A 13111-nucleotide genomic window follows, 5' to 3' on the forward strand; every position below is an offset into this window, starting at 1 on the left:
CGGCTACTTCCTGAGGTCGCTGCCAGATTCGAGCCGCTCTTCTTCTACCACGAGCGGGATGGGGATCTGGTTCGCGGCGTAGTAGAGGGCGATCAGGAAGTGTGCGACGAGTGTGAGAGGTGCGGAGAAGAAGGACAGAATCACCGTCAAGGGGTACGCGACGGCCCCCAGTCCGAATCGGACACGGGTGGCCCGCGCACCGTCCTTGTCCACCGCCTCGTGGAAGAGGTGGCCGACCTTGGTCACGTACCACCAGAAGGCCAGGAAGGCGAGGGCGTACACGACGGTCCACATGCTGTACAGGATCGCCGCGACATTGGCCGAATCCCCGTCCGTGAGGTGCTCGGCGAGGATGTTGGTGGTGTAGGGAATCACCGAAACCACCATCAGCACCATGAGATTCAGGAACAACAGGGGCCGGTCGACCCGCTTGAGATGACTGAAGATCGTGTGGTGGTTCACCCACATCACGCCGATGATGAGGAAACTCACCAGATACGCGGCATAGTGCGGCCATTGCTCCCAGAGTCCGTGCCACAGGGCCGACCCCTGCTCTTCCGGAACCTTTAACTCCAGCACCAGAATGGTGATCACGATGGCGAATACGCCGTCGCTGAACGCCTCCACCCGGTTGGTTTCCTGCTCCATGGCCTCCCCTTCACGATTCCCTCACGTGCACGGGGAGGGCGCCGCCTCCGCCCTCCCCGTGCACGCTACCCACGAAAGGGCGGTCAGCTGCCGAAGCCGGCCGTCTGGCGCCAGATCCGGCCATCGCGGACGACGAGCGTCCCGAACGCGTGCTCCGGAGCGCCGTTCAGGTTCATGATCGCCCGGTAGAAGATGGTGTCCTCGGTCTCGATGTACTCCTGGAGTTCGACGAGCGCGGGCTTCAGGGTGAGATATCCGGTGAACGTCTCCCGAACGGCCTCGATGCCCACCGACGCCCCCTCGAAACGGAGCAGGACGGCGTCCTCGGTGTAGTTCTTCATCACCGCCTCGATGTCCAGGGCGGCCAGGGCGTCCATCTGGCGGACGAAGACCGGGTGCAGCGCGGAGATGTCGTACTTGGCCATGTTCGACTTCCTTTCGGTGGGAGTGGGTGACGGCTCGCGGGGTGACGGATCGCGGGTGGGCCCCGGGGCGGCGGCCCGGCGGCTCAGCCCGCGAGGGGCAGGCGGACGAGCATCCGGGTCTCACCCGGGCGGGAGCGGGCCGAGATCGACCCGTGGTGGCGCTGGGTCACGATCCGGTAGCTGAGGTGCAGCCCCAGGCCCGTGCCCTTGCCCACGTCCTTGGTCGTGTAGAAGGGCTCGAAGATGCGCGGCAGGACGTCCTCGGGGATGCCCCGCCCGGTGTCGGTGATCTCCACGACCATGCAGACGCCCTCGGCGTGGCAGCGCAGCGTCAGCGTGCCCGCGCCCTCCATGGCCTCGGCGGCGTTGTCGACCAGGTTGGTCCACACCTGGTTGAGCTCGCCGGGGTAGCCGGTCAGCTCCGGCAGGTCCGGTGCGTAGGCGCGGACGACGGTGATCCCGGTGAGCTTGGAGCGGAGCACGACCAGGGTGTTCTCCAGCCCGTCGGTCACCGCGAACCGCTGCTCGGGGGCCCGGTCGAGGTTGGCGTAGTCCCGGGTGGCCGCGACCAGCTGGGAGATGCGGGGGCCGGCCGCACGCAGCTCGGCGGCCAGTGAGCGGGCCTCCAGCAGCGCCGCCAGGTGGTCGAGGGCGGCCGGCAGGGCACCCTCGCCGATCCCCTCCAGCCACTCCCGCAGCCGGCCGAGTTCCAGTCCGAGGTCGGAGGCCCCGGAGCCGAGCAGCCCGGGCCGCGCCGCGCCGGCCTCCTCGGCCCAGTCGGTGATCTCCTCCTCCGCGTCGGCCTGGGCCAGCGGGTCGGAGGTCTGCGGCGGCGGGAGCCGGTCCAGCTCCCCGGCCAGGCGCTCCAGTACGCCGCGCTCCGCGTCCGTGGCGGCCGCGCCCCAGCCGTACGCGGTGGCGGTGAGCCGCTCCAGCGCGGGCACCAGCTCCTGCGCGGCGCGGGCCACGGCGGCGGCCGGGTTGTTCAGCTCGTGCGCGAGGCCGGCGGCGAGGGTGCCGAGGGCCTCGACGGTGGCCCGCTTGCGGGCCTGGACCTCGGAGGACTTGATCCGCCAGGCCAGCACGGGGATCAGGACGGCGGCCACCCCGTCGCAGCGGGTCAGCATCTCGAAGAACACCGGCTTCGGGTAGGCCACGACGGTGGTCGCGGGCCCGCTGGCCGAGGCGGTGGCCACGTAGGACCCGTCCGTCAGCAGCGGCAGCTCCCCGGTGAACCGGTGCGCGGCGGCGGGCTTCCCGTCGTGCTCCTCGGCGGCGGCGCCCTCCTCCTCGGTGGAGTGCCGGGTCAGCACCTCCTCCCGGCCGTCGACGACCTTGGTGACGACCAGCCCGCCGGAGACCAGCACGTGGAAGCAGGTGGCCTCCTCCCCGTCGCGGAAGAGGACCTCCCCGTCGGCGAGGACGCGCGGTACGGAGACCGAGACCAGCCAGTCCAGCTGGTCCTCGGTGATCGCCGCGAAGATCTCCAGCCCCTGGAGGGCGGTCCGCAGCTCCTTGGTGCTCACGGTGGTCACAGGGTGCTCCCCTCGGCCCTGGTGCGTGCCGCCAGCCGCAGGGTCGTGAACAGGGCCAGCGCGCACACCGCGGCGACGGCCGCCATGAAGCCGACCGCGGTGCGCTGCAGGCCGTGGATGTTGGTCAGGAGTCCGGCGAGGACCGCCGGGACGCTCATGGCGAGGTAGGCGAAGACGTAGACGGCGGCGGTCAGTTCGCCGCGGTGCGCGGGTTCGGCGAGGGTGCTGATCGCGCGGAAGGAGCCGAGGAACGCCGCTCCCCAGCCGCTGCCGAGGACGGCGGTGGCGGCGAGGAACAGCGGCGCCGAGCCGGTGCCCAGGGCCAGCAGCACCAGGGCCAGCCCGGCCAGCAGGCCGAGCAGCCCGAGGACCGCGGTGCGCAGCGGCTCCGTACGGCCCAGCAGGAGCTGGGCGCAGGTGGCGGAGCCCGCGAGCAGGGCCACGGTGGCCCCTCCGGCCAGGTAGTTGGTGGTGTGGAGCAGGGACAGGGCCAGGTGCGGCCCGAGCGAGAGGTAGAAGCCGCCGACGGTCCAGACGGCCACCACCGTCAGCACCAGCACGGCGAACCGGCGCCGCACGGCGGCCGGCACCCGGATCCGGTGCGGCGCCACCCGGGGCCGGCCGCCCGCCCCGGGCGCGCTCTCGCCCATCCGGACCACCCCGACCAGCGTGACCGCGAAGGCCCCGCCCAGCAGCAGGTAGCTCAGCACGGTCGGGGCGGGCGCGTACTGGACGAGCAGTCCCGCCCCGAGCCCGCCCAGGCCGATGCCGACGGTCGGTCCCGCGCTGTTGACCTGGGCCCCGAGGGCGGGCCGCGAGCGCGGGCTGAGTTCCAGCAGGGCCGCGCCCATGGCCCCGGTGGCCAGGCCCACCGCGAGCCCCTGGACGGCGCGGGCGGCGAGCAGCAGGCCGAGCCCGCCGGCCCCGGCGAACAGGCCCATGGAGACGATCGCCAGGACCAGCCCGGCACCGAGGACGGGCCGGCGCCCCAGGGTGTCGGAGAGGGACCCGAACAGCAGCAGTCCGGCGAGCACGGTGACGGCGTACACGGCGAAGACCACCGTGACGACGCCGGAGGACAGGCCCCAGCGCTGCTGGTAGAGCACGTAGAGGGCGGAGGGGACGGAGGAGGAGAGCATCAGCAGGACGAGGACCGCGCCCACCACCCAGAAGCCGGACGGTCTCGGCGCGGCCGCCGCGCGGCCGCCTGGGTGCGGGGTGTCTCCCGTGGTCGTCGTGTCGGTCGGTTCGGGCACGCTGGTCAACTCCACTCCCCCGCCCTGCCCCGGCGGGCCGTCAGGCGCTGCTGTGGGCCGCCGCCCTCGCCAGCGCGCGGGCGGTGAGCACGCCCGCGAGGTGGCCGAGGTACTCGGCCGAGGTACCGCGCCCGGGGACGAACAGCTCCCTGGGCTCGGCGCGGAACGCCGCGAGCACCGCCCCCGTCGAGTACGGGCCCCCGCGCAGCCGGTCCTCGACCCCGCGCAGGCGCAGGGCGCGGGGGGTGGCTCCGGTGACCGCGATCCGCGGCCCGTCGGGGGTGATCCGCACGGCGGCGGCGCACAGCGGGTAGCGGGTGGCCCGGTCGGCGGTCTTCTCGAAGGCCGCCGCCCCTCCGGCGGCGGGCACCAGCAGGGCGGTCAGCACCTCCCCGGCGGGCACCCCGGAGGCGGCCAGTTCCTCGGCCGGGACCGTACGGGTCCCGCCGGGTCCGGCCAGTTCGGCCCGGGCGCCGGCGGCGACGGCGGCGACGGGCAGGTCGGTGGGGCGCCCGCCGGCGGCCAGGTTGCCGCCGGCGGTGCCGAGGTTGCGGACCTGGGGGTCGCCGTTGGCGCGGGCCGCGGCGGCCAGCTCCGGCGCCCCGGCGAGCACCAGCGGGTGCGCGGCGAGCTCGGCGAGCGTGGTCAGGGCCCCGATCCGCAGCTCCGCGCCGTCCTGTCCGACCCCCCGCAGCTGCGCGAGGTGCCGTACGTCGACCAGCAGGCGGGCCCGGTCGGCTCCGCTGCGCAGGTCGGGCAGCAGGCTCTGGCCGCCGGCCAGGACCCGGGCTCCCGGGGGGCCGGCCAGGAGGGCGAGGGCCTCGTCGAGGGAGGCCGGCCGGGCGTAGTCGAACTCGGTGAGGATCACCGGTCTCCCCCTTCCAGTACGCGCCAGACCTTCTCGGGGGTCAGCGGCATGTCGATGTGCCGGACGCCCAGGTCGGCGAGGGCGTCGACGACCGCGTTGACGACGGCGGCGGCGGGCGGCACGGTGGCGATCTCACCGGCCCCCTTGGCGCCGAGCGGGTTGTGCGGCGAGGGGGTGACGGTCCGGTCGAGGGTGAAGAAGGGCACGTCGGCGGCGCGCGGCAGGGCGTAGCGGGTCAGGTCGGAGCTGACGAGGACGCCGTTCTCGTCGTACTCGGCGGCCTCCATCAGGGCCTGGCCCAGGCCGTGCACGATGCTCCCCTCGATCTGGCCGTGCACGATCTTCGGGTTGCCGACGTTCCCGGCGTCGTCGACGGCCGTGTAGCCCACCACCTCGGTCTCGCCGGTGAGTTCGTCGATCTCGACGACCGCGACGTGCGTGCCGAAGGGGTAGTTGAAGTCCGGCGGGTCGAAGTGGGTGGTCTCGTCGAGGGCCGGCTCGATCTCGGCGGGCAGCCCCCAGCCGTACCACATGGCCATCGCCAGCTCGGAGAAGGTCTTGGCGTTCCCGGGGTTGCCGGCCTCGTGGACGCCGCCGTTCGCGTAGACCACCTCGTCCTCGGGGACGCCGAGGAAGACGGCCCCGGCCCGCACCAGTTTGGCCTTGATCTTGCGGGCGGTGAGGGCGATGGCGGGGGCCGCCATGCTGTAGGAGCGGGAGCCGTAGGTGCCCTGCCCGTACGGGGCCTTGAGCGTGTCCCCCTCGTACACCTGGACCTGGGCCGGGTCGATGCCGAGCTCGTCGGCGGCCACCTGCGCGAACACGGTGCCGTGGCTCTGGCCGGTGGAGGCGGAGCCGACGGTGACGGTGACCTCGCCGGTGGGGTGGACGCGGATGTTGGCGCTCTCCCAGGTGCCGCCGAGCATGCCCTCCTTGGACATCCGGGTGGAGGGGCCGACCCCGCAGATGGCGACGTAGGTGGCGATGCCGACGCCCAGGCGCCTGCCGCGGGCGCGGGCCGCCGCCTTGCGGGCGGGCATGTCGGCGTAGCCCGCCAGCTCCAGGGCGCGCTCGAAGTTGGGCGCGTAGTTCCCGGAGTCGTAGGTCCAGCCGAGGCCGTTGTCGTACGGGAACTTCTCCTCGGGCACCAGGTTCCTGCGGCGGACCTCCGCCGGGTCCATGCCGATCTCGGAGGCGTACCGGTCGACGAGGCGCTCCATCAGGAAGGCGGCCTCGGCGCGGCCGCTGCCGCGCTGGGCCCCGAGGGAGACCGTGTTGGTGAAGGCCGCGTACACCTCGCAGAAGGCGGCGTCGACCTCGTACATGCCGGTGATGGAGCGGCCCATCAGGGCGGTGGCGACGCCGGGGCCGATGGTGGAGGGGTAGGCGCCGAGGTTGGCGTAGCTGGTGCAGCGCACGGCGGTGATGCGGCCGTCGCGGGTGCCGGCCAGGGTGACGTGCTGGCGGTGGTCGCGGCCCTGGACGGTGGAGTTCATCAGCCCGGTGCGGGTGTCGACCCATTTCACGGGCCGGCCGAGGGCCTTGGAGAGCAGCAGGACCAGCGCCATGTCGGGGTAGAGGTAGCCCTTGGTGCCGAAGCTGCCGCCGACGGTCGGGGCGATCACCCTGAGCTTGTTGAAGGGGACGCCGAGGACCAGCGCGGAGAGCAGGAAGCGGTGGTTGTGCGGGCCCTGGGTGGAGGCGTAGAGGGTGTACTCGCCGGTGGCGGCGTTGTAGTCGCCGACGGCCCCGCGCGGTTCGATGGGGCTGTTGATGGTGCGCTGGTTGACGAGGTCCAGCTCCACGGTGACCTCGGCGCGGGCGATGGCCGCGTCGGTGCGGTCCTGGTCGCCGCAGGTCCAGTACGCGTTCAGGTTGCCGGGGACGGCCTCGTGGAGCTGCGGCGCACCCTCGGCGAGGGCCTCGTCGGCCCGGGTGACCACGGGCAGCGGCTCGTACTCCACGGCGATCGCGGCGAGCGCGGCGGCGGCCTGGCGCGGGGTCTCGGCGACGACCACGGCGATCGGGTCGCCGACGTGGCGGACGGTGTCGCCGGTGAGGACCGGGCGGGCGCCGGGCAGTCCGTAGGGGTGGGGCGGGAAGTGGCTCTCGACCCCGCCGGGTATCCAGATGCAGGGCAGCGGCATGACGTCGGTGAAGTCGGCGGCGGTGGCCACCTTCAGGACGCCCGGCAGCTGCTCCGCCGCCTTGGTCTCGATGGAGAGGATCCTCGCGTGGGCCACCGGGCTGCCCAGGATGGCCATGTGCGCGGTGCCCGGCAGGTCGATGTCCGCCACGTACACGGCCTCGCCGCGCAGCAGTTGCGGGTCCTCGCGGCTGTCCAGCGGCTGTCCGAGGACCCCGCCCCCGGTGGTGCTCTCCCCCGTCACGGTGGTCATCGCGCTCACCGCCCCTCGGCCGCGGGCACGGCGGTGTCAGCGGTGCCGGTTCCCTCCGCGGACCCGGCGGCCGCGGCGCAGGCGCGCTGCACGCCCCGGACCACGCTGTGGTAGCCGGTGCAGCGGCACAGGTTGCCGGTGAGCCACTCGCGGATCTCGGGCTCGGTGGGCGCCGCTCCGGGAGCGGTGTTCTCGACGAGCTCGCCGAGGGCCATGACCATGCCGGGGGTGCAGAACCCGCACTGGGTGCCGTGCTCCTGGCGCAGGGCCTCCTGGAGGCCGGTCAGCTCCCCGCCCCGGGCGGACACCCCCTCGATGGTGGTGACCTCGGAGCCGGCGGCGGAGGCGGTGAGCACCAGGCAGCTCTTGACGGACCTGCCGTCGAGGCGGACCACGCAGGTGCCGCACTGGCCGGTGTCGCAGCCGACCTTGGTGCCGGTCAGCCCGAGTCCGTCGCGGAGCCGTTCCACGAGGAGTTCGCTCGGCCGCGCCGCGAACTCCTCGGGTCTTCCGTTCACGTGGAGGGTCAGCGTGGGGGCGGGTGTCAGATCCATGCGAGCGCCTGCGCTTCCGTGAGCGACCGGTTGAAGAGGGGGCCGCCGGGCTGCTGGAGAATTCCTCCGGAATGCAGCGGTCCGGTGTCGACGGCGGCGAATCCGAGATCGGTCAGGATTCCCGCGACGATTTCCTTCGCCTTCGGCTCGTCGCCCGCCGTGTAGTGCGCGAGGCGCTCACCTCCGGCATTACCGGCGACGGCGAGGGTTTCGTAATGCATGGTGTTCAGGGACTTCACGACCCGGGCGCCGGGATACCACTCGGCGACCAGCTCGCTGGACGCGCGCCCGCCCAGGTCGGCGGGGGTGCCGGGGCCGGCGAAGGCATTGGTGGCGTCCACCAGCACCTTGTCCTGCACGACGTGCGGGGGCAGCAGCCCGCGCACGCTCGCGTAGGGCACCATCAGCACCAGGAGGTCGGCCCGGCCGGCCGCTCCGACGGGGTCCGCCGCGGTCGCGGCGGGCCCCAGTTCGGCGAGCAGCGGGGCGAGCGAGCGGGGCCCGGTGGCGTTGGCGAGGACCACCTCGTGGCCTGCCGCCACCAGGATCCTCGCGAGGGTCGAGCCGATCCGCCCGGTGCCGATGACGCCTGTCCGCATTGAGGCTCCTCGATCGCTCGGTCCGGCGGTGCCGGACGTCAGTCCATGCCGATCCAGACCGACTTGGTCTGGGTGTAGCTCTCCAGGGACTCCGGGCCGCACTCGCGGCCGTAGCCGGAGGCCTTGTAGCCGCCGTAGGGGACGGAGGGGTCGTACTGGTTGTAGCAGTTGACCCAGACCGTGCCGGCCTTGATCTGGGAGGCGACCCGGTGGGCCCGCCGCAGGTCCTTGGTGTGGACCCCGGCGGCGAGGCCGTACGCGCTGTCGTTGGCGATGCGCACGGCGTCCTCCTCCGTGTCGAAGGGGATGACCGACAGGACGGGCCCGAAGATCTCCTCCTGGGCGATCCGCATCCCGTTGTCCACGCCGGTGAAGACGGTGGGCAGGAAGTAGAGGCCCTGGCTGGAGGCCCCCTCGGGGGTCCAGCCGGTGCCGCCGGTGCGCAGCACCGCGCCTTCCTTCTCACCCACCTCGATGTACGAGCTGACCTTGTCGAACTGGGCGCGGTGGGCGAGCGGGCCGAAGAGGGTCTCCGGGTCGCGCGGGTCTCCGGGCTTGAGGGCGGCGGCCCGGCGGACCAGGCGTTCGACCAGCTCGTCGTGGATGGGGCGCTGGAGCAGCAGCCGGGAGCCGGCCGTGCAGATCTCGCCCTTGTTGTAGTAGATGCCGAAGAAGGCGAGTTCCTCGGCGGCGTCGAGGTCGGCGTCGGCGAAGACGATGTTGGCGGACTTGCCGCCGAGTTCCATCGTCACCTTCTTCAGGGTGCCGGCCGACTTGCGGATGATCGACTGTCCGACGGCGGTGGAGCCGGTGAAGGCGATCTTGTCGATGCCGGGGTGGCCGGTGAGGGTCTCCCCCAGCTCCACCCCGGGTCCGGTGACGACGTTCAGCACCCCGTCGGGGATCTCCGCCTCCTGGAACAGCTCGGCGATCTTCAGGGCGGTGAGCGGGGTGGCCGGTGAGGGCTTGTGGACGACCGTGTTCCCGGCCGCGAGGGCCGGGGCGATCTTGGTCATCGACAGCAGCAGCGGGAAGTTGAACGGGGTGATGGCGCAGACCACGCCCAGCGGCTCGCGCAGGGTGTAGGCGAGCTGACCGCCGGCGGGAGCCCTGGAGGAACCGTCGACCCGGGTGACCGCGCCCGCGTAGTAGTGCATGAGCTGGGCGGCCATGGGGGCGTCGACGGTGCTGGAGAAGGCGAACGGCTTGCCCATGTCCACCGTCTCCAGCAGGGCGATCTCCTCCAGGTCCCGTTCGATCAGCTCACCGACGCGGTTCAGCCGCAGCGCGCGCTCCTGGGCCGACAGCCTGCTCCACGGACCCTCCTCGTACGCCGTGCGGGCGGCCGCGACGGCGGCGTCCGCGTCGGTCGCGGCAGCCTGGGCCACCGGTACGATCTCCTGCCCGTCGATCGGGCTGATGTCCGGTTCCGTACGGCCGTCCCGGGCCGGGACCCACTGGCCGCCGATGAACAGCTTCCCGGGATGGGCCAGGGGGTGGCCGTTGAGCTCGCGCTTGGTCATGGCTGCACCTTCCGGTGTCGCGGGGCTAGGCCTCTTCGAGCCGGCGCAGGAACGTCTCGGCAAGGGCCCTGGAGGAGTAGGGGTTCTGTCCGGTGGTGAGCTTGCGGTCGACGACGACGTGCGAGTCCCAGATCGCGTCGGCCTTCTCGTAGCGGGCGCCGAGCCGGGTCAGCTCGGCCTCCAGGATCAGCGGGAGCCGGCCGGCCATGTTGGTGACCAGCTCCTCCTCGTGCGAGAACGCCGTCATCCGGTAGCCCTCGAACGGCCAGCGGCCCTCTCCGTCGCGCAGGGAGAGCAGGGCGGTGTGGCCGTGGCAGACGGTGGCGATGGGCTTGTCCTGCGCGATGGCCCAGCGCAGCACCTGCGCCAGCTCGTCGGACTTGGGCAGGTCGCCGATGGCCCCGTGGCCGCCGCTGATGTAGAGGGCGTCGTACCCGGCGACGTCCTTCTCGCCGAGGGACTCGATCGCGAGCGGGCTGCGGAGCTGGGGGGCCTGCTCGATGACCCGCACGTACTCGGCCGCGTTGGCCGCGTCCTCGTCGGGCGAGCCCTCCGGGCGGACGTAGCGCAGGAACTGGGGGTCGATGCTGGTCCGGTCGACCGTGGGGGCGGCGCCCCCGATCGTCGCCACGTCGACGGTGTGGCCGGCGTCCCGGAAGAGGGTGTAGGGAACCACGAATTCCTCGGCCCAGAAGCCCGAGGGGTGCTGCTCCCCGTCCAGGAGATGGAGGGTGGCCTTTGCCGTCAAGACGACGAGAATCCTCATGATTCTCTCCTTGTTCTGGATTCGCTGCCGATTCAACACGCCCCTCTTGAGGGGCGTAAGGGGGTGACGTCAGGCCCGCGATACTTCGTCACGTGCGTCCAACGCCGTGAGGATCGAGCGGAATTCACCGACCAGGGGGTGGTCGGGGAAGGCTTCGGCGAATATGCGTTCGCCGTAGAGGGCCGCCATTTCCGGCACGTACGGGAGGATTCCGGCCAGGGGGGTGCCGTATACCTCCTCGGCGCGCCGGCGGACGGCGTCGTGGTCGACGCCCTCGGGCGCCATGCTGAGGACCAGGGCGCGCCGGCAGGCCAGCCGCCCGGCGAGGGCGATGGTCTCCTCGACCCCGGAGAGGTCGATCCGGTCCGCCCTCGTCATGATCAGGACGATGTCGGCGCTGCCCATGGCGGTCACCGACTCGTTGTTGAGCCCGGCGTGCGTGTCGAGCAGCAGGACGTCCAGCGCGTGGCTGCGCGCCAGCCGCTCGAAGCCTTCCGGGAGCAGTCCGACGTCGTACCCGGTCGCCATCAGCTCCCGCAGGGCCGCCGTCCCGGTCCGGGCCGGTACGACGTACAGTCCGGGGACCGCCGTCCGCCGGGCCGCGGTCTCGATCTCGCAGCGGCCGAGCAGGTAGTCGGCCAGCGAGCCGGCTCCGGGCGCCACCCCGAACAGCAGGTCCAGGGTGGGCGACTGGAGGTCCGTGTCGACCACCCCGACCCGCCGTCCGGCGGCCGCGAGCAGCAGTGCCAGGTTGGCCAGCACCGAGGACTTCCCGGTGCCGCCGCGGTGCGAGTGCACCACGATGGTCCGGGTCATCACGCCACCACCCGGTAGCCCGTGCCGTCCGCATGCGGCCCCCGCGCCGCACGTGGCCGGTGCAGGGCCAGCATGGTGACGTCGTCGTGCTGTTCGGCGGCGCCGGTGTGCTCGCGCACCGCCCGGTCCATCAGGTCGACCACGTCCCGGCCGCTCGCCGGGGGGCCGGCGAGCAGTTCGAGCATCCTGTCGTCACCGAGGAAGTAGCCTTCGGGGCAGCGCGCCTCGGGCACTCCGTCGGTGAACACGAAAAGGGTGTCGCCCGGGTCGAGCTGGGCGTAGCCGAGGGTGTAGACGCAGTCGGGCAGGACCCCGACCGCGGGCCCGGTGACCTCCAGCGCCCGGGTGCCGGAGCCGTCGCCGGAGAGCAGCAGCGGCGGGTTGTGGCCGCCGTTGATGTAGACGAGGCTGCCGGTGTGGGGGTCCAGGACACCGAAGAAGAGGGTGGCGAAGTATCCCTGTCTGAGGTGGTTGCGGGTGAGGTAGCCGTTGGTGGCGGTGACCGCGTTGAGCAGCGGGGTGGCGCCGACCACCGGGGTGCGCCGGCTGCCGCCCGTGCGGCCGGCGGCCATCAGGTGCTGGAGGCCGCTGTTCTCCGCGGTGTGCCGCAGCAGGGAGCGGATGAGGGCCATGAAGAGGGCGGCTCCCACTCCCTTGTCGCAGACGTCGGCGACCACGAGGGCCAGTCTGCGGCCCCGGGAGATCTCGAAGACGTCGTAGAAGTCCCCGGCGACCTGCCGGGCCGGCCGGAAGCGCACGTCGATCTCCCAGCCGGCGGGAACGGGCAGCGATTCGGGCAGGAAGCCGGCCTGGATCTCCCGGCCGATCTCCAGTTCCTTCTCGTAGCCCATGAGTTCGGCCCGCGCGTCGGCCTCCTGCACGGTGCGGCCCAGCCCGGCCCGTTCGGTGCAGCTGCGCAGCCGGGCCCCGACCAGGGCGGGCAGGAAGGGCGGGACGAGGAAGTCGTGGCCGAGGCGGACGTGCCGCTCCAGAGCGGCGAAGTCCGCCACGGTCCAGGCCACCACGATCGGCGCCCCGGCCCAGCGGCGCAGCCGGCGGACGACCGTGCGCACGGTGTCCCCGTCGGCTTCGGCGGGGACGAGCAGCACGTCCGCGGAGGGCAGCGCGTCCGGGCGGTCGCGCAGCAGGTGCGCGAGGGAGGGGGTGACGAGTTCCGCGTCCATCAGCCGGAGCGCTTCGAGCAGTTCGGCCGGCGGCAGCGGGTGCACGTCCAGGATGATCACGGTCGTGGAGGGCATGCGTCCGTCCCCTCAGCCTTGACGGTCAGCGTGCTGACGTTGCGACCGTCCCTGTGGGCATAGGTGTACGAATCCACGCTGGTCAGGGCCAGGTGGATGCCGAGGCCGCCGACCCGCCGCCGTTCCGGGGGGATCCCGGGGGCGGGGGGCAGGCGGCCTGCGACGGGGTCGAACGCGGGGGCGGAGTCCTCGATGGTGATCCGCACCCCGTCGGGACCGGAGCGGCCCAGGACGGTGATCCGCCCCTCGCCGCCCCGGTACCCGTGCATCACGATGTTGGTGGCCAGTTCGTCCACGGCCAGCCGGATCCGGTAGGTCGCGCCGGTGCCGAGCCGGGCCCGGCCGGCGAGCCGCAGGACGAACGCGGCGATCTCGCCCAGTGCCCCGACGGTCGCGGGCACCTCCAGTACTGCGGGCTTCCTCGCCAGTTCGACCACGTCACTCACCGGCCCGGGCCGCGTGC

At 72.7% G+C, this 13111-nt stretch carries 13 protein-coding genes; all 13 read right to left on the bottom strand.

Translation table 11 applies throughout. The annotated features are described in order from the left end of the window. Window positions 1-3: 3 nt before the first annotated feature. The 13 genes from AB0469_RS24385 to AB0469_RS24445 all read right to left on the bottom strand — a co-directional run bounded on the left by AB0469_RS24385 (window position 4) and on the right by AB0469_RS24445 (window position 13094). The gene (locus tag AB0469_RS24385; protein ID WP_366453558.1) at window positions 4-648 is read right to left on the bottom strand and encodes a TMEM175 family protein; all 645 of its coding nucleotides are present in this window, start codon (window positions 646-648) and stop codon (window positions 4-6) included. 83 nt (window positions 649-731) lie between these two features. Continuing rightward, the gene (locus tag AB0469_RS24390; protein WP_042814425.1) at window positions 732-1073 is read right to left on the bottom strand and encodes a nuclear transport factor 2 family protein; all 342 of its coding nucleotides are present in this window, start codon (window positions 1071-1073) and stop codon (window positions 732-734) included. A gap of 83 nt (window positions 1074-1156) precedes the next feature. Continuing rightward, entirely contained in the window at window positions 1157-2608 is a 1452-nt protein-coding gene (locus AB0469_RS24395) for an ATP-binding protein (protein ID WP_366453559.1), read from the bottom strand. Continuing rightward, window positions 2605-3864, bottom strand: a complete 1260-nt coding sequence (locus AB0469_RS24400; protein WP_366453560.1) for an MFS transporter — start codon at window positions 3862-3864, stop codon at window positions 2605-2607. Before AB0469_RS24400 ends, AB0469_RS24395 begins: the two co-directional genes overlap by 4 nt. A gap of 40 nt (window positions 3865-3904) precedes the next feature. Beyond that, on the bottom strand, window positions 3905-4732 hold the full coding sequence (locus tag AB0469_RS24405) for an FAD binding domain-containing protein (protein WP_366453561.1): 828 nt from the start codon (window positions 4730-4732) through the stop codon (window positions 3905-3907). Further along, window positions 4729-7131 (bottom strand): xanthine dehydrogenase family protein molybdopterin-binding subunit, encoded by a 2403-nt coding sequence (locus AB0469_RS24410; RefSeq protein WP_366453562.1) that lies wholly within the window; start codon window positions 7129-7131, stop codon window positions 4729-4731. The genes AB0469_RS24405 and AB0469_RS24410 overlap by 4 nt, the downstream gene beginning before the upstream one ends. Before the next feature lie 5 nt (window positions 7132-7136). Continuing rightward, entirely contained in the window at window positions 7137-7685 is a 549-nt protein-coding gene (locus AB0469_RS24415) for a (2Fe-2S)-binding protein (RefSeq protein WP_366453563.1), read from the bottom strand. Next, on the bottom strand, window positions 7676-8386 hold the full coding sequence (locus AB0469_RS24420; RefSeq protein ID WP_366453564.1) for an NAD(P)-binding domain-containing protein: 711 nt from the start codon (window positions 8384-8386) through the stop codon (window positions 7676-7678). The genes AB0469_RS24415 and AB0469_RS24420 overlap by 10 nt, the downstream gene beginning before the upstream one ends. Continuing rightward, complete coding sequence (locus AB0469_RS24425) at window positions 8323-9807, bottom strand: aldehyde dehydrogenase family protein (RefSeq protein WP_366453565.1); 1485 nt, start codon at window positions 9805-9807, stop codon at window positions 8323-8325. Before AB0469_RS24425 ends, AB0469_RS24420 begins: the two co-directional genes overlap by 64 nt. A gap of 25 nt (window positions 9808-9832) precedes the next feature. Beyond that, window positions 9833-10573: a type 1 glutamine amidotransferase domain-containing protein gene (locus AB0469_RS24430; RefSeq protein WP_366453566.1), complete on the bottom strand. Its 741-nt coding sequence runs from the start codon at window positions 10571-10573 to the stop codon at window positions 9833-9835. 69 nt (window positions 10574-10642) lie between these two features. Continuing rightward, window positions 10643-11389 carry a MinD/ParA family protein gene (locus AB0469_RS24435; RefSeq protein ID WP_366453567.1) on the bottom strand — a complete coding sequence of 249 codons (747 nt, stop codon included), beginning with the start codon at window positions 11387-11389 and terminating at the stop codon, window positions 10643-10645. Then, window positions 11389-12648, bottom strand: a complete 1260-nt coding sequence (locus AB0469_RS24440; protein ID WP_366453568.1) for a PP2C family protein-serine/threonine phosphatase — start codon at window positions 12646-12648, stop codon at window positions 11389-11391. The genes AB0469_RS24435 and AB0469_RS24440 overlap by 1 nt, the downstream gene beginning before the upstream one ends. Beyond that, the gene (locus AB0469_RS24445; protein ID WP_366453569.1) at window positions 12630-13094 is read right to left on the bottom strand and encodes an ATP-binding protein; all 465 of its coding nucleotides are present in this window, start codon (window positions 13092-13094) and stop codon (window positions 12630-12632) included. The genes AB0469_RS24440 and AB0469_RS24445 overlap by 19 nt, the downstream gene beginning before the upstream one ends. Window positions 13095-13111 lie beyond the last annotated feature (17 nt).

Origin of the sequence: Streptomyces sp. NPDC093801, from assembly GCF_040701585.1 — a bacterium.
In the GTDB taxonomy this organism is placed as follows: Bacteria; Actinomycetota; Actinomycetes; order Streptomycetales; family Streptomycetaceae; genus Streptomyces.